The organism is Streptomyces barringtoniae (assembly GCF_020819595.1).
Classification (GTDB): Bacteria; Actinomycetota; Actinomycetes; order Streptomycetales; family Streptomycetaceae; genus Streptomyces; species Streptomyces barringtoniae.
In genome coordinates this window covers 251,449-270,989 of the sequence record NZ_JAJHNP010000010.1, presented here as the reverse complement: position 1 = coordinate 270,989, position 19,541 = coordinate 251,449, and the positions used below count along the sequence as shown (strand labels likewise).

General features: G+C 72.8%; 16 protein-coding genes and 1 tRNA gene. 13 read left to right on the top strand and 4 right to left on the bottom strand.

Features of this window, described 5'->3' with window-relative positions:
* Window positions 1-197 precede the first annotated feature (197 nt).
* A complete protein-coding gene (locus tag LMU33_RS20490; protein ID WP_228621941.1) occupies window positions 198-1,364 on the top strand; it encodes an SUKH-4 family immunity protein in 1,167 nt (388 codons plus the stop codon).
* 383 nt (window positions 1,365-1,747) lie between these two features.
* On the top strand, window positions 1,748-1,990 hold the full coding sequence (locus LMU33_RS20485; RefSeq protein WP_228621940.1) for a hypothetical protein: 243 nt from the start codon (window positions 1,748-1,750) through the stop codon (window positions 1,988-1,990).
* A gap of 151 nt (window positions 1,991-2,141) precedes the next feature.
* Here the strand turns inward: LMU33_RS20485 and LMU33_RS20480 are convergent.
* A tRNA-Cys gene (locus tag LMU33_RS20480) sits at window positions 2,142-2,216 on the bottom strand.
* Window positions 2,217-2,392: 176 nt separating this feature from the next.
* On the opposite strand from LMU33_RS20480, the gene LMU33_RS20475 reads away from it, so the two are divergent.
* The 5 genes from LMU33_RS20475 to dapE all read left to right on the top strand — a co-directional run bounded on the left by LMU33_RS20475 (window position 2,393) and on the right by dapE (window position 9,556).
* On the top strand, window positions 2,393-3,814 hold the full coding sequence (locus LMU33_RS20475) for an MFS transporter (protein ID WP_228621939.1): 1,422 nt from the start codon (window positions 2,393-2,395) through the stop codon (window positions 3,812-3,814).
* Window positions 3,815-4,059: 245 nt separating this feature from the next.
* Window positions 4,060-5,859, top strand: a complete 1,800-nt coding sequence (locus LMU33_RS20470) for a DEAD/DEAH box helicase (RefSeq protein WP_228621938.1) — start codon at window positions 4,060-4,062, stop codon at window positions 5,857-5,859.
* Between the two features lie 296 nt (window positions 5,860-6,155).
* Window positions 6,156-6,797 carry an IclR family transcriptional regulator gene (locus LMU33_RS20465; RefSeq protein ID WP_228621937.1) on the top strand — a complete coding sequence of 214 codons (642 nt, stop codon included), beginning with the start codon at window positions 6,156-6,158 and terminating at the stop codon, window positions 6,795-6,797.
* Between the two features lie 255 nt (window positions 6,798-7,052).
* The gene (locus LMU33_RS20460) at window positions 7,053-8,504 is read left to right on the top strand and encodes an amino acid permease (protein WP_228621936.1); all 1,452 of its coding nucleotides are present in this window, start codon (window positions 7,053-7,055) and stop codon (window positions 8,502-8,504) included.
* Entirely contained in the window at window positions 8,501-9,556 is a 1,056-nt protein-coding gene (dapE, locus tag LMU33_RS20455) for a succinyl-diaminopimelate desuccinylase (RefSeq protein WP_228621935.1), read from the top strand. The genes LMU33_RS20460 and dapE overlap by 4 nt, the downstream gene beginning before the upstream one ends.
* Here the strand turns inward: dapE and LMU33_RS20450 are convergent.
* Window positions 9,537-11,090, bottom strand: coding sequence for a PucR family transcriptional regulator (locus LMU33_RS20450; RefSeq protein WP_228621934.1), 1,554 nt, complete (start codon window positions 11,088-11,090; stop codon window positions 9,537-9,539). The two genes, dapE and LMU33_RS20450, sit on opposite strands and share 20 nt — an antisense overlap.
* Before the next feature lie 102 nt (window positions 11,091-11,192).
* Here LMU33_RS20450 and LMU33_RS20445 point away from each other — a divergent pair, with 102 nt between their 5' ends.
* The 3 genes from LMU33_RS20445 to LMU33_RS20435 are packed head-to-tail and all read left to right on the top strand — an operon-like array spanning window position 11,193 to window position 13,872.
* A complete protein-coding gene (locus LMU33_RS20445) occupies window positions 11,193-11,942 on the top strand; it encodes a chorismate synthase (RefSeq protein WP_228621933.1) in 750 nt (249 codons plus the stop codon).
* Window positions 11,939-13,048 carry an o-succinylbenzoate synthase gene (gene menC, locus LMU33_RS20440; RefSeq protein WP_228621932.1) on the top strand — a complete coding sequence of 370 codons (1,110 nt, stop codon included), beginning with the start codon at window positions 11,939-11,941 and terminating at the stop codon, window positions 13,046-13,048. The genes LMU33_RS20445 and menC overlap by 4 nt, the downstream gene beginning before the upstream one ends.
* 32 nt (window positions 13,049-13,080) lie before the next feature.
* Complete coding sequence (locus tag LMU33_RS20435; protein ID WP_228621931.1) at window positions 13,081-13,872, top strand: S16 family serine protease; 792 nt, start codon at window positions 13,081-13,083, stop codon at window positions 13,870-13,872.
* A gap of 3 nt (window positions 13,873-13,875) precedes the next feature.
* Here the strand turns inward: LMU33_RS20435 and LMU33_RS20430 are convergent, their stop codons facing one another.
* Window positions 13,876-14,349 carry an Lrp/AsnC family transcriptional regulator gene (locus LMU33_RS20430; protein WP_228621930.1) on the bottom strand — a complete coding sequence of 158 codons (474 nt, stop codon included), beginning with the start codon at window positions 14,347-14,349 and terminating at the stop codon, window positions 13,876-13,878.
* Window positions 14,350-14,471: 122 nt separating this feature from the next.
* Between LMU33_RS20430 and hppD the strand changes: the two genes are divergently transcribed.
* A complete protein-coding gene (hppD, locus tag LMU33_RS20425; protein WP_228621929.1) occupies window positions 14,472-15,617 on the top strand; it encodes a 4-hydroxyphenylpyruvate dioxygenase in 1,146 nt (381 codons plus the stop codon).
* A gap of 193 nt (window positions 15,618-15,810) precedes the next feature.
* Window positions 15,811-17,226, top strand: a complete 1,416-nt coding sequence (locus LMU33_RS20420) for an FAD-binding oxidoreductase (RefSeq protein ID WP_372478022.1) — start codon at window positions 15,811-15,813, stop codon at window positions 17,224-17,226.
* An 11-nt stretch (window positions 17,227-17,237) separates the two neighbouring features.
* On the opposite strand, the gene LMU33_RS20415 is transcribed toward LMU33_RS20420, so the two are convergent.
* A complete protein-coding gene (locus tag LMU33_RS20415) occupies window positions 17,238-17,651 on the bottom strand; it encodes an SsgA family sporulation/cell division regulator (RefSeq protein WP_228621927.1) in 414 nt (137 codons plus the stop codon).
* A 245-nt stretch (window positions 17,652-17,896) separates the two neighbouring features.
* On the opposite strand from LMU33_RS20415, the gene LMU33_RS20410 reads away from it, so the two are divergent.
* Complete coding sequence (locus LMU33_RS20410) at window positions 17,897-19,507, top strand: RDD family protein (protein ID WP_228621926.1); 1,611 nt, start codon at window positions 17,897-17,899, stop codon at window positions 19,505-19,507.
* Window positions 19,508-19,541 lie beyond the last annotated feature (34 nt).

Below are 19,541 nucleotides of genomic sequence, written 5' to 3'. Positions count from 1 at the left end.
CAGTCGGGGTTGCCCGGGCGGCCCGAGCCGACTGACGGTGCGGGCCCTTCTCGCGGCCGCGCAACGTGCCCGGGCCGCCCGACGTCCTTGCTGGTGGGGGCCGTTGTCAGTGGGGCGGCGTAGTGTGCTCAGCAGTGGGGGCGGCTGCCCGTCGACGTACACGCGCCGGCGCACATGGGGAAGATCGCGGGGGAGCGATGAGCACGACCGAGGCCGGGTTTCCGGCGATCACGCTGACCGAGGCGGAGCTGGACCGGTATGTCACGCACCCGCCCACGCGCGGCCTGCTCGGCGGCACCGGGCTGCCCGCGGCCACCGGCCTGCTGACCTTCTCCCCGCTGCGCACGCACGGCCTGCGCACGCTCGCCGACGCCACGGACGCCCCGTTCCGGGTGGCGGACGAACTGCGGGACCGGCTGGTGATAGGCGAACTCCTCAACCCGGCGGGCATGGACCGCGAGTCGATCCTGCTCGACGGCGGCACCGGCGAACTGACCACGGCCTACCTCTTCGACCCGTCCCGCCCCCGCCCCCGCCCCTTCGCGTCCTCCCTGGCCACGCTGCTGCGCTTCGCCGCGGTCACCGAGGAACTGGCCGGCCTGCGCGGCCGCTTCGCCTCCCTCGCGGACCGGTACGGCCCCGAGACGGCGGCCGAGGCGACCCGCCGCCTCCTCTCCCTCTTCGAGGAGGGCGCGGGCGGCGAGGTCCCGCCGTACTGGAAGGCGGCGGCCCTGATCCGCCCGCTCGCCCTCGCCGCGGGCCCCGGCACCACCTCCGGCCTCACCCTGGACGTCCCCGCCCGACTGCTGGACCAGGAGTTCGGGCACGGCCGGGTGGTCCGCTTCGAAGAGGTCGACTTCCCCGCCACGCTCACGCACGAGCCGACCCGGCGCTTCCTGCGCGAGACCGGGCTGCCGGAGGCGGCGGTCCTCTTCCACGCCGACACGGACGTCCCGCTGCCGACGCTCCGCGAGTACGTCACGGAGGAGGGCGCGGACGACAGTTCGTGGGGCGAACTCCCCGCCCACGCCGATCACTTGATCCGGCTCGGGCGTCTGATCGAGGACCACAGCGTGGTGGTCGACGGCAGAACGGGCGCGGTGCTCACCTTCAGCGAGCCGGACGCGACGCTCCACCCCCTCAACACCGATGTCTCCACCCTCGCCTTCACGTTCTGGCTCCTGCACCACGAGCGCACCATCGACGAACACCTCGGCAACGAACTGACGGCGGAGGCGTACGACCAGCTGGCCGCGGCGATGATCCACACCCTGTCGGCCGTCGACCCCACGGGCACGGCGCCCGGCACCGACTGGCACTACTGGACGGAAATGTTCCAGGACGAGGCGGGCGGCGTCCTCTGACCCGGCCCGCCCGATCCGATCGCCCTGGCTTCCTTCGCACAGGGTGGCGTAATCCGCCGCCACCGATGCGCAGTTGACTCACGGGTTGCCAGGAGTCACCCACTGCTCCAGGTGTTGCCGGACGCTGCAGTCGTCCTCGTCGTCGACGCCGTGCTTCCGCAGGTTTGCCGCGCCCGTCCAGGTCGGCCGGCTTCTGCCCCGGCCCAGGCGTCGACGCCCGTGAGGCCGGGATGGGCTTCTTCGACACCGGAACGGGCTGCTGACCCACGATCCCGCCTCCAGGGCGCGGAGCCTTGCCCATTCGGATCCGGCCCTCGCGGGTGGCTCACCCGCTCGGATGCGCTCGGCGGGCAACTGGTCGCGGGGGTGTGCATGGTGAGGGCATGAACACTGCACCTCACCCCAAGAAGACCGTTTCCCGGATGCCGCGAGTATTCGCGGCGTGTGCCGCCCTGAGCATCGCCTGTGCGGCGGGGGTGGCAACTGCCACATCCGCCGTCGCCGCGACGCCCCCCACGCACGTCGCCACCAAGGCCGCCCCCGCGTACGGCCACGGTGGCGGCGGCGGGGGCGAAGAGAACCAGTGCGGCAACGGTCTCCTCCCCATCCTCAACTTCTGCAACTGACGGACGACCGGCGGCAGTTCTGCCCGCCAACCACACAACCGCACATGGAAGAAGTCCACCCACCCGCAGGGCGGTCAGGAACAGGGGCAGGATCCCCTCCCTGACCGCCCTGCCAACCACAATCGTCCGCTCTTTTGCCTGGTCAAGGCGCTGGAGGCCGTGGCGGGATTCGAACCCACGTAACTCGCTTTGCAGGCGAGCCCCTCAACCACTCGGGCACACGGCCGTGTTCGTGGACATGACGTTAGGGGGAGGGGCGCGAGGGCTCAAGGCGGGCGGCGGTGCTGCAATGCGACTGCCATGCGGCGTTCATGAACGACGTGGGACGTACGACCAAGGTCGGAGGACGAGCCAGTCCACCGACAGGGGTAAAACCGCGGCGTGCGCCTTACTCTGGCGACCATGAGTGCCCTCGAATCCCGTGATGCCGCCGTGGTGAACTCCGTCGAGCAGGACGACGGTGTGCTCGGCCGGGCCTACCGGGCGCTCAGTGTCGGGATCGTCTCCGTCGTGCTGCTGATCGCCTTCGAGGCGACCGCCGTCGGCACCGCCATGCCGGTCGCGGCGCGGGAACTGGACGGCGTGGCCCTGTACGCGTTCGCCTTCTCCGGGTACTTCACGACCAGCCTGTTCGGCATGGTGCTGGCCGGCCAGTGGTCCGACCGGCGCGGGCCGCTCGGTGCGCTGACCACGGGGATCGGGGCCTTCGCCGCGGGACTCGTCGTCGCCGGGACCGCGCAGGCCATGTGGGTGTTCATCCTCGGGCGGGCCGTGCAGGGGTTCGGCGGCGGGCTGGTCATCGTCGCCCTGTACGTCGTCGTCGGCCGTGCCTATCCCGAGCGGCTGCGACCCGCGATCATGGCGGCGTTCGCGGCCGGCTGGGTCGTACCGTCCGTCGTCGGCCCGCTCGCCTCCGGCGCCGTCACCGAGCACCTCGGCTGGCGCTGGGTCTTCCTCGGCATCCCGGCCCTCGTCGTCTTCCCGCTCGCCCTCGCCCTGCCGCAGATACGCCGCAGGGCCTCGGGCCCGGTGGACGCGGAGACCGGCGCCGGCTCCTTCGACCGGCGGCGGATCCGGCTCGCCCTCGGCATCTCCCTCGGCGCCGGCCTCCTCCAGTACGCCGCCCAGGACCTGCGTCCCCTCTCCCTCCTCCCCGGGCTGGCCGGCGCCGCCCTGCTGGTGCCCGCCGTCCTCGGTCTCCTCCCGCCCGGCACCTACCGCGCGGCCCGTGGACTGCCCTCCGTCGTGCTGCTGCGCGGGCTGTCCGCCGGCTCCTTCATCGCCGCCGAGTCCTTCGTGCCGCTGATGCTGGTCACCCAGCGCGGGCTGTCCCCGATGCTCGCCGGGTTCTCGCTGGCGGCGGGCGGCGGCACCTGGGCGCTGGGCTCGTGGGTGCAGTCCCGGCCGCGCGTGCAGCCCTACCGGGAGCGGCTGATGACCGCCGGGATGGTGCTGGTCGCCGCCGCGATCGCCGCCGCGCCCAGTGTGCTCGTGCACTCCGTGCCCGTCTGGACCCTCGCCGTCGCCTGGAGCTTCGGCTGCTTCGGCATGGGCCTGGTGATCTCCTCCACCAGCGTGCTGCTGCTGAAGCTGTCCGCCCCGAAGGAGGCCGGCACCAACTCCGCCGCGCTCCAGATCTCCGACGCCCTGTCCAACGTCGTCCTGCTCGCCGCGACCGGCGCCGCCTTCGCGTCCCTGGGCGGCGGCAGCACGGCCGCGACGTCCGGCGGCGCCCATCCCGCGGCCTTCGCCGCCGTGTTCCTGCCGATGGCCGCGGTGGCGCTGGCCGGGGCATGGGTGACGACACGTCTGAGGGCACGGTGACGGGGGAATGTGAGGGCGCGATGACCTGGCGACGGCCCATCGCCGGGTGACGTAGGGGCGGCTGCGGCGGCTGTGACGTGGGTCCCACCCACGGGCGACCCGGCCTCGTTCGCACGCTGACACCGCCGGGGCGCCGGTAGGGTGGCCCGGTTGTCATACGTAGCCGATCCCACCCGTCACCCACCACCGCCCCAACGGACGCGCTGCGCGCGGCCCCTGAATTCCAGCCCCAAAAAACGGAGACCGTGACTACCACCGCCGCTTCCTCCGCTCACTCCCACCACCTGTCGCCCGCCTTCCCGGGCCGCGCGCCCTGGGGTACCGCCAGCAAGCTGCGCGCCTGGCAGCAGGGGGCGATGGAGAAGTACATCCAGGAGCAGCCGCGTGACTTCCTCGCCGTCGCCACGCCCGGCGCCGGCAAGACGACCTTCGCGCTGACGCTCGCCTCCTGGCTGCTGCATCACCACGTCGTGCAGCAGGTGACCGTGGTCGCGCCGACCGAGCACCTGAAGAAGCAGTGGGCCGAGGCGGCCGGCAGGATAGGGATCAAGCTCGATCCCGAGTACAGCGCGGGGCCCCTCGGCCGGGAGTACGACGGCGTCGCCGTCACCTACGCCGGCGTCGGCGTGCGGCCCATGCTGCACCGCAACCGGGTCGAGCAGCGCAAGACGCTCGTCATCCTCGACGAGATCCACCACGCCGGTGACTCCAAGTCCTGGGGCGAGGCCTGTCTGGAGGCCTTCGAGCCGGCGACGCGGCGCCTCGCCCTGACCGGTACGCCGTTCCGGTCCGACACCAACCCCATCCCCTTCGTGACGTACGAGGAGGACAACGCCGGCATCCGGCGGTCCGCCGCCGACTACACCTACGGGTACGGCTCCGCCCTGTCGGACGGGGTCGTCCGGCCGGTCATCTTCCTCTCCTACAGCGGCAACATGCGCTGGCGCACGAAGGCCGGTGACGAGATCGCCGCCCGGCTCGGCGAGCCGATGACCAAGGACGCGATCAGCCAGGCCTGGCGTACGGCGCTCGACCCCCGCGGCGACTGGATGCCCAGCGTGCTGCGCGCCGCCGACCAGCGGCTGACCGAGGTCCGCAAGGCCATCCCGGACGCCGGTGCCCTCGTCATCGCCTCCGACCAGGACTCCGCCCGCGCCTACGCCAAGCTGATCCGCGAGATCACGGGGACGAAGGCGACGCTCGTCCTCTCCGACGACGCCGGCGCCTCGCAGAGGATCGACGACTTCAGCGAGAGCAACGACCGGTGGATGGTCGCGGTGCGCATGGTGTCCGAGGGCGTCGACGTGCCCCGGCTCGCGGTGGGCGTGTACGCGACGACGATCTCGACCCCGCTCTTCTTCGCGCAGGCCGTCGGGCGTTTCGTACGGTCCCGGCGGCGCGGCGAGACCGCGTCCGTGTTCCTGCCGACCGTGCCCGACCTGCTCACCTTCGCCAACGAGATGGAGAAGGAACGGGACCACGCCCTCGACAAGCCGAAGAAGGAGGGCGAGGAGGACCCGTACGCCGAATCCGAGAAGGAGATGGAGGAGGCGAACAAGCAGCAGGACGAGGACACCGGCGAGCAGGACATGCTGCCCTTCGAGGCGCTGGAGTCCGACGCCGTCTTCGACCGGGTGCTCTACGACGGCGCCGAGTTCGGCATGCAGGCGCACCCGGGCAGCGAGGAGGAGCAGGACTACCTCGGCATTCCGGGGCTGCTGGAGCCCGAGCAGGTCCAGCTGCTGCTGCAGAAGCGGCAGGCCCGGCAGATCGCGCACAGCCGCAAGAAGCCGGACACCGAGGCCGACCTGCTGGAGCTGCCGGCCGAGCGACGGCCGGTGGTCACGCACAAGGAGATGATGGAGCTGCGCAAGCAGCTCAACACGATGGTCGGCGCCTACGTCCACCAGAGCGGCAAGCCGCACGGGGTGATCCACACCGAGCTGCGCCGGGTCTGCGGCGGGCCGCCCAGCGCGGAGGCCACGGCCGGGCAGCTGCGGCAGCGGATCGCCAAGGTGCAGGAGTGGGCCACGCGCATGCGATGAGTCGCCGTGCAGGTTCCTGGGGCATGTGCGTATCCGGACGAATCGCAGCAGGCCGGATATGGTCTTGCCCGGATTCTGGACTGAGACTTCCGCTCAGCGAACCTCCACCGCTACTGTCCCGCTACGCACACGCCCCGTGGCAGCGCCGCCGCGGAGCGCAGCCGTGAAGCGACACGACCCGGAGCCGCCGGGTCGTCCTGCCGATCGGCGGCCTCTGAAGCGCGTCGCCGACGGGACTCGGTGACGCATCCGCCGCTCGGAGGGCCGTCGACCTCACCACCAAAGGAGTGGGCGTCGTGACCGCGGAGACCTCTCAGACGCTCGATCGGGGACTGCGTGTCCTCAAGCTGCTCGCCGACACCGACCACGGGCTGACCGTCACCGAGCTGTCCACGAAACTGGGCGTGAACCGTACCGTGGTGTACCGGTTGCTCGCCACGCTGGAACAACACGCCCTCGTACGACGCGACTTGGGCGGGCGAGCCCGGGTCGGGCTCGGGGTGCTGCGGCTCGGCCGGCAGGTGCATCCGCTGGTGCGGGAGGCCGCTTTGCCCGCGCTGCGCTCGCTCGCCGAGGACATAGGGGCCACGGCGCATCTGACGCTGGTGGACGGCACGGAGGCGCTGGCCGTCGCCGTGGTCGAACCGAGCTGGACCGACTATCACGTGGCGTATCGCGCCGGGTTCCGGCATCCGCTGGACCGGGGGGCGGCGGGCAGGGCGATCCTGGCCGCGCGCCAGTCGCCGTCCGTGGAGCCCGGGTACACCCTCACCCACGGAGAGCTGGAGGCCGGGGCGAGCGGGGCCGCGGCGCCGTTGGTGGGGGTCACGGGCGTCGAGGGCAGCGTGGGTGTGGTGATGCTGGCGGACTCCGTGCCGGAGCGGGTGGGGCCGAGGGTGGTGGAGGCGGCGAAGGAGGTCGCCGAAGCGTTGCGCTGAGCCGTGCGAGGGGTGGCCCTGTACTGAAGCGGGCCGGGTGGGTTGCGCTCACCTCCACCCCACTGCGGCGCCCCAAGCGGCGCGGGAACTGCGCGCCCGGCCCCCACGGACCCGCCCCGGCATACGTCCCCCGCCACTCCATTGCTCATCCGGCCAATCCCGCATCCGCACCTTTGGCCGATCCGCACACCCCGCCGCTCCTCCCCCTCCGCATCATCAAGGGCCATACAGCCCCGAGGCGGAGGGAAGAGCGCGGTGGACACAGTTGGCACCCGGCCGGAGGCCACAGCACAAGAAGCAATCAGGACACGTCGGCTCACCCGCCGCCAGCCGGTGCAACGTCTCGTCGGGGAAGCCGCCGGCAGCCCGCTCAGGCGGACCATGGGCGTGGCCCAGCTGACGCTGCTCAGCGTGGGCGCCACCCTCGGCACCGGCATCTTCGTCGTGCTGGGCCAGGCCGTACCCGAGGCGGGCCCCGCCGTCGTCGTCTCCTTCGTGCTGGCCGGCGTCACCGCCCTGTTCTCGGCGCTGTCGTACGCCGAGCTGGCCGGCATGATCCCCGGCTCGGGATCCTCCTACAGCTACGCCTACGCCACGCTCGGCGAACTGGTCGCCTGGGTCTGCGGCTGGTGCCTGATCCTGGAGTACGGGGTGTCGGTCGCCGCCGTCGCCGTCGGGTGGGGGCAGTACGTCAACGAGCTGCTCGACCTCACCTTCGGCGTCACCCTCCCGGACTCGCTCAGCGCCCCGCCCGGGGCCGGCGGCACCCTGAACATCCCCGCCGCCCTCATCGTCGTACTCGCCATGGCCGTCCTGCTGCGCGGGGCCAGGGAGAGCGCCGTCGCCAACACCATCATGGTCGGCGTCAAGATCGCCGCCCTCGTGCTGTTCTGCGCCGTCGCCTTCACCGCCTTCCGTGCCGGTAACTTCCACCCCCTCTTCCCGCTCGGCACCGCCGGCATGAGCGCCGGAGCGGCCTCGCTCTTCTTCTCCTACATCGGGTTCGACGCCGCCTCCACCGCGGGTGAAGAGGCACGCAACCCCCAAAGGGACCTGCCGCGCGCCATCATCCTGTCCCTGATCCTGGTCACCGCCCTGTACGTGCTCGTCGCCGTCGCCGCGCTCGGCGCCATGCCGTGGAAGCAGTTCGCGGGGACCGAGGCCACGCTCAGCGAGGTGCTCGTGCGCTCCGTCGGCGGCGGGAACCTGTGGCCGATCCTGCTGTCCATCGGCGCGGTCGTCGCCACCACCAGCGTGGTGCTCACCGTGCAGTACGGGCAGATCCGCATCCTCTTCGCCATGGCCCGGGACGGTCTCGTGCCGCCCCTGTTCGCCAAGGTCCACCCGCGCACCGGAGTGCCCCGCGCCAACACGGTGATCGTGTCCGGCTTCATCGCCGTCCTCGTCCCGCTCGGCAGCCTCGCCGACGCCACCAGCATCGGCACCCTCTTCGCGTTCATGCTGGTCAACCTGGCGGTCGTCCTGCTGCGCCGGCGCAGCCCCGGCATCCCGCGCTCCTTCCGGGTGCCGTTCTCGCCCGTCACGCCCCTGCTCGGCGTCGGCTTCTGCGTCTACATGCTGGGCAGCCTGGACACCGACACCTGGATCGCCTTCGGGGCATGGATGGCGGCCGGGCTCGTCATCTACGGCCTCTACGGCGTCCGGCACTCCAAGCTCGCCCGGACCTCCCCGGAAGACCTCGCATGACCGCCCTCGACCTCAGCGCCGACGTCGTCACCCTCACCCGCGCCCTTGTCGACCTGCCCTCCGAGAGCGGACGGGAGACGGAGATCGCGGACGCCGTCGAGGAAACCCTGCGCGCCCTGCCCCATCTCACCGTCGACCGGGTCGGCAACTCCGTCGTCGCCCGCACTCGCCTCGGACGCGGCGAACGCGCCCTGATCGCCGGGCACCTGGACACCGTCCCGGCCGCCGGAAACCTGCCCTCCCGGCTCGCCGACGGCCGTGTGCACGGGCTCGGCGCCTGCGACATGAAGGGCGGGGTGGCCGTCGCCCTGCGGCTGGCGGCCACCGTCTCCGCTCCCGTCCGCGACCTCACCTACGTCTTCTACGAGTGCGAGGAGGTGGAAGGGGACCGCAACGGGCTCGCCCGCATCGGCGCCGAGCGGCCCGAGCTGCTCGCCGACGCCTCACTCGCCATCCTCATGGAGCCCTCCGACGCGGGCGTGGAGGCCGGCTGTCAGGGCATCCTCACCGCCGACATCGTGGTCAAGGGCGCCCGCGCCCACACCGCCCGCGCCTGGCAGGGCGTCAACGCCGCCCACAAGGCCGGCCGGATCCTCGAGCGGCTGGACGCGCACCGGCCCGAGCGGGTCCACGTCGACGGGCTGGAGTTCCGGGAGGGGCTCAGCGCCGTCGCCGTACGGGCCGGGGTCGCCGGGAACGTCGTACCGGACGAGTGTGTCGTCACCGTCAACTGCCGTTTCGCGCCCAGCCGTTCGCCGCAGCAGGCGGAGGCCTACGTGCGCTCGCTCTTCCCGGAGTACGAGGTGCGCGTCACCGAGGCCGTCGGCGGTGCCCTGCCGCACCTGGACCGGGTCGGCGGGCTCGTCGCCGCGCTCGGCGCCGAGCCACGGCCCAAGCTCGGCTGGACGGACGTCGCCCGGTTCGCCGCGCTGGGCGTGCCCGCGCTCAACTACGGTCCCGGGGACCCCTCCCTCGCCCACACGGCGGGGGAGTACGTCCCCGTGGAGCACCTCGAGCGGTGTGAATCCAGGCTCAGGGCGTGGCTGAGCTGAGCCCGCCCAGCACCCTCAACTGCAGCCAGAGCACCAGCCGTTCGTCGGGGTCGTCCAGGTCGACCCCGGCGTGCTGCTGGAGCTGGCGCAGGCGGTAGCGGCAGGTGTTGGGATGGACGGCGAGGAGCTTCGCCGCACCCGCCATGTCGCAGCCCGCGTCGAACCAGCAGATCAGGGTGCGGGCGTACTCCGTGCCGTGCGCGGCGTCGTACGCCAGCACCCGGCGCCAGGCGCCCGCGCTCAACTGCCGGCGTCCGCCCATCACTTCGGTCAGCCGCAACAGCGTGACCCGGGGCCGTACCTCGTCCACGCCGGCCACCGGCAGGTCCGCGTCCAGCACCCGCAGCACCAGGTCCGCGTCCGCCCGGGAGTCCGCCAGCCCCGCCGCGTCCGGGACGACCTCGCCGAGCGCCGCCCGCACCGGCACCCGCAGCGCCTGCCCGGCCCGGGCCACGATGTCCTCGGCCAGCCTCTTGTGCCGTTCACCGGGGCCGGGCAGCACCGCGTACACCACCCCGTCCACCAGCACGCCGGCGTGCCGCCCGTAGCGCGCCTCGCACTGCAGGCGTACGACGTCCAGCAGGCGCAGCGCCGTGCGCTCGGCGTCCGGGACGCCGGCGGCGGAGTCCAGCACGAAGGCCGCCACCCGGGCGGGACCGGCGAGGCCCAGGCGCTCGGCGGCCGTCGCCGCGTCCGCCGCCGAGCCGTCCAGCAGGCGGCGCAGCAACTCGCTTCCCCGGTGCCGGGCCAGTTCCCGGGCCGCACGCGCCCGCAGCAGGAGCAGGGCGGCCGTGGAGGCGCCCTGGGTGAGGGTGTCCTCGGCGTCCGGGGCGAGCGAGCCGCCGTCGATCACCCACACCGAGCCGAGCGTCTCCCCGCCGGCCCGTACCGGCATGGCGAGGCGGGGCAGGTCCCCGTCCGACAGCGCGGGCAGCCGGATCGGCCGGTCGGCGGCGAAGAGCCGGCGGTACTGCTCGGTGTTCTCCGTGCTGGCCGGTACCTGGCGGCCGAGGATGCCCTGCCGGCGGTCCTCGTCCACCGGCTGGCCGGGGACGGTGGAGTAGGCGAGGATCCGCTGCCGCGGGTCCTCGACGGCGGTGGCCCCGCCGGTCGCCGTCGCGATCGCGTCGGCCAGCGCGAACAGGTCGCCGAGGCCGCTGTCGGAGGGCATGGCGGCGGGCTGGGCGGCGATGGCCGAGGCGAGCAGCAGATGGACGTGGTGCCAGGTCGCGTCCTCGGCGACCGACAGCAGCGCCACGCCGTGCGCCTGCGCCTGCGCGACCGGGCCGTCCGCGCCGCGCACCACCACCCCGGTCAGCCCGGCCTCGGCCGCCGCCCGCAGCAGCGGCCCGGCCTCCGCCGCCGGGACGCCGACCGCGAGCAGGAGTGCGCCGGGCTGCCGGGGGAGCGGGGTCCGGCCGTCGTGGAGCACGGCCTCGGTCACCGGGACGGCCTGCCCGGCGGGGGCCGTGTGCAGGCGCAGGGCGGGGCCGCCGACGACGTCCAGGAGGTCACCGAGGGTGCAGGCGTTCATGGAGGTTCCCAAGCGGGCGGTTGGCGGATGGTGAAACGAACGTACGCGCGCGTTGGCCGCTCGCACAACACGCGAGGGGCCGGCTCCTTCGAGACTCGTGCCATGACAGCAGGAGTCACCATCCGTACCGTCCACGACGTCGCCTCCCTCGCGGCCGTGGCCGACTACTTCAGCGACGTCTGGCGGACGCCCCGCACCGCCCCGCCCTACCCGGCCGAGGTTCTGCACAGCCTGGTGCACGCCGGCGGCGCGGTGCACGGCGCGTACGACGGGCAGCGGCTCGCGGGCGCCTCCGTCGCCGTCCTCGGTGCCGACCGCAGCACGTACTCGCTGGTGGCCGCCGCCGAGCAGGGGCTCGGACACGCGGTGAAGCGGGCCCAGCGGGACTGGGCCCTCGGCGCGGGCGCGGGCACCATGCGCTGGACCTTCGACCCGCTGGTCGGCCGCAACGCCCGCTTCAACCTGGCCAAGCTGGGCGCCACCGGCACGGAGTACCTGGTCGACTTCTACGGCCCGATGACCGACGGCGTGAACGACGGCGACGAGAGCGACCGGCTGACGGTGACCTGGGACCTGACCGCGCCGACGGCGTCGTACGACGTCGCACCCCGTGGACCGGTCACCGCGATCGCCCCCGACGGCGACCCCCTCGTCCGCCGCGACGAGCGGCACCTCTGGTGCCGGGTGCCGGAGGACGTCGTCAAGCTGCGCGCCGCCGACCCGGCGCTGGCGCTGCGCTGGCGGTACGCGGTGCGCGAGGTGCTGCTGACGGCCTTCGTGGAGGGGTTCCGGGCCACCGGGATGTCCCGCGACGGCTGGTACACCCTCACCCGTGAGGGGGCCACGGCATGAAGCTGGAGCGCGTCGAGATCGTGCACGTCGCGATCCCGCTGGTCACCCCGTTCCGTACGTCCTTCGGGACGATGACGGCGAAGGACACCTTCCTCCTGCACGTCGTCACCGACTCCGCCGAGGGCTGGTCGGAGTTCGCCGCCGATCCCGAGCCGCTGTACTGCTCGGAGTTCGTCGCCGGCGCCGAGATAGTGCTGCGCGACTTCCTGATCCCGCGCGTGGCGGCGCTGGGGGAGGTCACGACCGCCGCCCTCGCACCGGCCATGGCGAAGGTCAAGGGCCACGAGCTGGCGAAGGCGGCCCTGGAGACGGCGCTGCTGGATGCCGAGCTGCGCGCGTACGGCATGCCGCTCGCGACGTATCTCGGCGCGGTACGGGACCGGGTGCCCGCCGGGGTGTCGGTCGGCATCAGGAACTCGGTGCCGCAGCTGCTGGACGACGTCGAGCGCTACCTCGCCGAGGGGTATGTGCGCATCAAGCTGAAGATCGAGCCCGGCTGGGACGTGGAGCCGGTCCGCGCGGTCCGCGACCGCTTCGGCGACGCCCTGCCCCTCCAGGTGGACGCCAACACCGCCTACACCCTCGCGGACGCCGAACACCTGCGGCGCCTGGACGACTTCGGGCTGCTGCTGATCGAGGAGCCGCTGGAGGAGAACAACCTGTACGCCCACGCCCGGCTGCAGAAGCGCCTGCGCACCCCCGTCTGCCTGGACGAGTCCCTGCACCACGCCTCCGACACCGCCGCCGCGATCGCGATGGACGCCTGCCGGGTGGTGAACGTCAAGCCCGCCCGGGTCGGCGGCTACCTGGAGGCCCGCCGGGTCCACGACGTGGCGCACGCGCACGGCGTCCCGGTGTGGTGCGGCGGCATGCTGGAGACGGGCATCGGCCGTGCCCCCAACCTGGCCCTGGCCGCCCTGCCCGGCTTCACCCTCCCCGGGGACACCTCCGCCTCGTCCCGCTACTTCGCGGAGGACATCACCGAGCCGTTCGTCCTGCGGGACGGCCACCTGCCGGTGCCGACCGCCCCCGGTATCGGCATCGAGCCCCTTCCGGAGGCCCTGCGCCGCTTCACCCGTCGGCGAGGGGACCTGTACGCGGCATGAGGCACAACCGGTGGTCACGTTAGATTGATCCCGTGCTCTCACGTCTCACGCGTCCCCAGGCTGTAGCCGTCTGCGCGCTGCCCGTCGTGGCCCTGCTGGCCACGGCGGCGTTCGCGCCGCTGCCGTTCTCGGTGGCGCAGCCCGGCATGACGGCGAACGTGCTGGGCGCGAACAAGGGCACCCAGGTGATCAGCGTCTCCGGTGCTCCGGTCCGCAGGACCAGCGGGCAGCTGCGGATGGTCACGATCGTGGCGACCGGCCCGGACACCCGGGTGAGCCTCGGTGACGTGGCCGGCAACTGGTTCCGCACCGACCGGGCGGTCATGCCGCGCGACGCGGTCTACCCGAGCGGCGACACCGTCAAGGAGATCGAGAAGCACAACGCGGCGCAGATGCAGCAGTCCCAGGACGCGGCGACCCGGGCGGCGCTGAAGTACCTGGGGCTGAGCGCCGACAAGGTCAAGGTCACGCTGAGGCTGGCCGACGTGGGCGGGCCGAGCGCGGGCCTGCTGTTCACCCTGGGCATCATCGACAAGCTGCACGGCGACGGCAGCGGCGGCGACCTCACGGGCGGCCGCACCATCGCCGGTACGGGCACGATCGACGCCTCCGGCAACGTCGGCGCGGTCGGCGGGGTGGCCCTGAAGACCCAGGCCGCCCGACGCGACGGCGCCACGATCTTCCTGGTCCCGAAGGCCGAGTGCACCGACGCCAAGGCAGAACTCCCGAAGGGCCTGCGCCTGGTCCCGGTCACCACGCTCAAGGGAGCGGTGAACTCCCTTCAGGCGCTGGAGAACGGCAAGGGATCCGTGCCGAGCTGCTGAGCATCACGCACTGTCCGCCGCCGCCTGTTCCACCAGCGGGATGATCCGCAGCGGAACCGGGTTCTCCATGACGATCGCCGTGGACGCCCGGACGATGCCGTCGAAGCCGATGACCCGGTCGATCACCCGCTGGAGATCGGCGTTGGAGCGGGCCACCAGGCGGCACAGCATGTCGCCGCTGCCCGTGGTGGTCAGCAGTTCCAGCACCTCCGGCACCGTCGCCAGGTGTGCGCGGACGTCGGCGCCCTGGCCCTGCCGGATCTGCAGCGTGGCGAAGGCGGTGACCGGATAGCCGAGCGCCGCCGGGTCCACCTGGGGGCCGAATCCCCGGATGACCCCGTTCGACTGAAGCCGGTCCAGGCGCGCCTGCACCGTGCCCCGGGCGACCCCGAGCCGCCGGGACATCTCCAGCACGCCGATGCGCGGCTCCCGGGCGAGGAGCACGATGATCCGCCCGTCCAGATGATCGATCGCCACGGCACCCCCAGGGATGGGCATCCTGTACAGAAAGACCGGCAACACGGTCGTATCACTGAACAGACTGCCCAGTGAACATGGAAACTATTGCGCACCTTGCAGAGCGGGTCCACGCTTCCGGCATGACGCAGACCACACACCACACTCCCGACACCGCCCGGCAGGCCGACCCCTTCCCGGTCAAGGGAATGGACGCGGTCGTCTTCGCCGTGGGCAACGCCAAGCAGGCGGCGCACTACTACTCCACCGCCTTCGGCATGAAGCTGGTCGCCTACTCCGGACCGGAGAACGGCAGCCGCGAGACCGCCAGTTACGTGCTCGAGAACGGCTCCGCCCGCTTCGTGTTCACCTCGGTGATCAAGCCCAGCACCGACTGGGGCCGCTTCCTCGCCGGGCACATGGCCGAGCACGGCGACGGCGTCATCGACCTGGCCATCGAGGTCCCGGACGCCCGCGCCGCCCACGCCTACGCGGTCGAGCACGGCGCGCGGAGCGTCGTCGAGCCGTACGAGGTGAAGGACGAGCACGGCACCGTCGTCCTCGCCGCGATCGCCACCTACGGCGAGACCCGCCACACCCTGGTCGACCGCTCCGGCTACGACGGCCCCTACCTGCCCGGGTACGTCGCCGCGAAGCCGATGGTCACCCCGCCCGCCCAGCGCACCTTCCAGGCCATCGACCACTGCGTCGGCAACGTCGAGCTCGGCAGGATGAACGAGTGGGTGGGCTTCTACAACAAGGTCATGGGCTTCACGAACATGAAGGAGTTCGTGGGCGACGACATCGCCACCGAGTACAGCGCGCTGATGTCGAAGGTCGTCGCGGACGGCACCCTCAAGGTCAAGTTCCCGATCAACGAGCCCGCGATCGCCAAGAAGAAGTCCCAGATCGACGAGTACCTGGAGTTCTACGGCGGCGCCGGCGTCCAGCACATCGCGCTGAACACGGGCGACATCGTGCAGACCGTCCGCACCATGCGCGCGGCCGGCGTCGAGTTCCTCGACACCCCCGACTCCTACTACGACACCCTCGGCGAGTGGGTCGGCGACACCCGGGTGCCGATCGAGACCCTGCGCGAGCTGAAGATCCTCGCCGACCGCGACGAGGACGGCTACCTGCTGCAGATCTTCACCAAGCCGGTCCAGGACCGCCCGACGGTGTTCTTCGAGATCATCGAACGCCACGGCTCCATGGGCTTCGGCAAGGGCAACTTCAAGGCCCTGTTCGAGGCGATCGAGCGCGAGCAGGCCAAGCGCGGCAACCTGTAGGCCCGTACGGGGCGCAGTTGGGCGGCGGCGCTTGCGGCACGCCGCCCAACGCCCGCGACGGGGGTGGCCGACGCGGCCACTCCGCCCGCAACAAACACCCCGTCCGTCGGTACGACGAGCCGGTCCGGGTCGACCGAGCGGAGTACGGACGGGGTTGGACGGGGTTCACACCGGTGGCCGTGAGTGCGACCCTTTGATCATGAGCCGCATCGAAGCGCCCCGCTCCGAAGACGCCGTGGTCACGAGCGACCTCACTGACCGGCTCCTGGCCGGCCTGCCCGCCGAGGCCGTCCTGACCGACCCCGACGTCACTGCCGCCTACGCCAACGACATGGCGAGCTTCTGCCCGGCCGGCACCCCGGCCGTCGTCGTCCTGCCGCGCACCGTCGAACACGTCCAGCACGTCATGCGCACCGCCACCGAACTACGCGTCCCGGTGGTCCCGCAGGGCGCCCGCTCCGGCCTGTCCGGCGCCGCCAACGCCACCGACGGCTGCATCGTGCTGTCCCTCACCAAGATGGACCGCATCCTGGAGATCAGCCCCGTCGACCGGATCGCCGTGGTCGAGCCCGGAGTGATCAACGCGGCCCTGTCCCGCGCGGTCGAGGAACACGGCCTGTACTACCCGCCGGACCCCTCCAGCTGGGAGATGTGCACCATCGGCGGCAACATCGGCACCGGGTCCGGCGGCCTGTGCTGTGTGAAGTACGGGGTCACGGCCGAGTACGTGCTCGGCCTGGACGTGGTGCTGGCCGACGGCCGCCTGATGTCCACCGGCCGCCGCACCGCCAAGGGCGTCGCCGGCTACGACCTCACCCGCCTCTTCGTCGGCTCCGAGGGCTCGCTCGGCATCGTCGTACGCGCCGTGCTGGCGTTGAAGCCCAAGCCGCCGCAGCAGCTGGTGCTGGCCGCCGAGTTCCCCTCCGCGGCGGCTGCCTGCGACGCCGTCTGCCGGATCATGGAGGGCGGTCACCTCCCGTCCCTCCTCGAACTGATGGACCGTACGACCGTCAAGGCGGTCAACGACCTCGCCCACATGGGCCTCCCCGAAACCACCGAGGCGCTGCTGCTGGCCGCCTTCGACACCCCGGACCCGGCCGCCGACCTCGCCGCCGTCGGCGCGCTGTGCGAGGCCGCCGGAGCCACCGAGGTCGTCCCGGCCGAGGACGCGGCCGAGTCGGAGCTGCTGCTGAAGGCCCGGCGGCTCTCGCTGACCGCGCTGGAGGCGGTCAAGGGCACGACGATGATCGACGACGTGTGCGTGCCCCGCTCGCAGCTCGGCGCGATGCTGGAGGGCGTCGAGCGGATCGCCGCCAAGTACGGCCTGACCATCGGCGTCTGCGCACACGCCGGCGACGGCAACACCCACCCCACCGTCTGCTTCGACGCCCAGGACGAGGCCGAGTCCCGGCGCGCCCGCGAGTCCTTCGACGAGATCATGGCCCTCGGCCTGGAGCTCGGCGGCACCATCACCGGCGAGCACGGCGTCGGCGTCCTGAAGAAGGAGTGGCTCGCCCGGGAGATCGGGCCGGTCGGGGTCGAGATGCAGCGGGCCGTGAAGCACGCCTTCGATCCCCTGGGCATCCTCAACCCGGGCAAGGTGCTCTGACCCTGGGGCGCTCACTGGGCGAGCAGCTGGTCGAGCGCGTCGTCGATGCCCAGCTGCCCGCCCTCGCTCCCCGGGGGCACGGCCCGCAGCGTCCGCTCCAGCCAGGCCGACACCTGCGGGACCGGCGCCTCCAGCAGCGCGTCCCCGTCCGGTGAGCTCAGCGCCATCAGCACGACACTGCGCCCCTCCGCCTTCGACGGCCACACCCGCACGTCCCCCTGCCCGCACGGCCGGAACACACCCTCCACCAGCAGATCGCGGGCGAACGTCCAGTTGACGGGACAGTCGGAGTTGATGTGGAAGGCGATGTGGACGGCGTACGGATCCTCGGAGCGGTAGCTCAGCCGGGCCGGCACCGGGATGCCGCGCTCCGGCGACAGGACGAGCCTCAGTTCGAGCTCCCGCTCCACCACGGTGTGATGCATGACCTGCGTGTCCTTTCTGTCGGGGCTTGGCCGGGTCCGCTCGGAACGGGCCCGCACCGGGGGAGAGCGGGCAGGAGCCGGGCCATTACGCGGGTTCGGGGAAATCTTTTTCGGGGACGTGCGGGAGCCGGGTACGGCGTTGCCCGGAAAGGGGTGGGTCCTGCGGGACTGGCGCTGCGGAGTGCCGCGGTCTGATAGATGTGGAGGCTCCCATCCCACCCCCGAGCAGATACGGGACGACGGACATGAGCGCCCCAACCCCGGCCCCAGGTGACGACAGGCCCCGCGAGGGCTACTACCCGGACCCGTCCATCCCCGGATACGTCCGGTACTGGAACGGCGCCTCCTGGGTGCCCGGCACCAGCCGTCCGGCGCCGAAGGACGGCGAACCGCTCGCCCCGCCGCCCGGTGTCCGTCCCGCGGCCCCGGCCGTCGAGGAGACGGGCCCGCACTTCTTCGACGAGGACCCGGCCCCCACACCCTCCGGACAGCCCGGTGCCGGTGGTGCCGGCCCGTCCGCGGGGCGGTTCGGTTCCGCCGGGGACGGCGACGGGCGCACCGCCTGGGGTACCGACCCCCGGGTGCCCGCCGACGGCCCGGCCCGGCCGGCCGGCCAGGCGGGCCGCACCGACGGCACGGCCTCGGCCCCGCCGGGGGAGGGCGTCGACCAGGACCCCGGCGGCACCTTCATCTTCCGCCGGCCGGTCCCGGGACCCGCGGCCGTGCAGGACGACGGCACGATGACGTTCCGCCCGGTACCCGGCCAGGGCCAGGGCGGGCAGCCCGGCTCCGGCCCGCAGGCCTCCGGCTTCGGACCGCACGGCGCGGCCCAGGGCCCCGGCTTCGCGGCGCCCGCGTCCGGTTCGCAGGCGGGCGGCCAGGACGCGGGGGCGGCCGGTTCGTCCGCGGCGCCCGGCGGCTTCGGCCCGCAGGCCCCCGGTGTCGGCGCCGGGACCGGTTCCGGCTTCGGCCCGCACGCCTCCGGCGCGGGGGCGGCGCCCGATGGCTTCGGGCCGCAGGGCCCCGTCGGCGCACCCACCCCGCCCGCCGCGAACCCCGCCTCTGCCTCCCCGAACCCCGCCTCCCCGGCCGGAGGCCCCGGCTTCGGTGCCGGCAAGGCCGCCGCCGCCCGTGCCGCCGCCGCGCAGACACCGCAGACCCAGCCCGCACCCCCCGCCCAGGCGGCCGTCGCGCCCTCGGTGCCGGCGCAGGGCGGTGCCCCGGTCACCCCGGTGACCAGCGGATCCGGCGGCGGACAGGCGTCCTGGGCGCAGCAGGTGCACCAGCTGGCCGGCGGCGCGGACGACCAGCCCGTGGCGCCGTGGAAGCCGCCGGTGGAGGACCTGTTCCAGGCGGCCGCGCGCCGGCAGGCCGCCGCCCGTCCCGCCGGACTCGGCAAGCGGTTCGCCGCCCGGCTGATCGACACCCTGGTCGTGGGTGCCGTGACGGCCGCCGCCGGCGTACCGCTCGGCATCAAGGCCGTCGACCACGTGCAGCAGAAGATCGACGCGGCCAAGCTGTCCGGCCGCGAGGTCACGGTCTGGCTGCTCGACGGCACGACCGCCACCAGCCTCGGCATCGTGCTCGCCGTCCTGCTGCTGGTCGGCGTCGGGTACGAGGTGCTGCCGACCGCCAAGTGGGGCCGCACCCTCGGCAAGAAGCTGCTCGGTCTCGAGGTCCGGGACATCGAGGCGCACGAGCCCCCCACCTTCGGCCCGGCGCTGCGCCGCTGGCTGGTCTACAGCGTGCCCGGGCTGCTCGGCATCGGGATCGTGGGCGTGCTGTGGTGCCTGTTCGACCGGCCCTGGCGCCAGTGCTGGCACGACAAGGCGGCGCACACCTTCGTCGCGGGCTGAGCGCGGGGCACGGCCGTACTCCGTACGGCCGTCC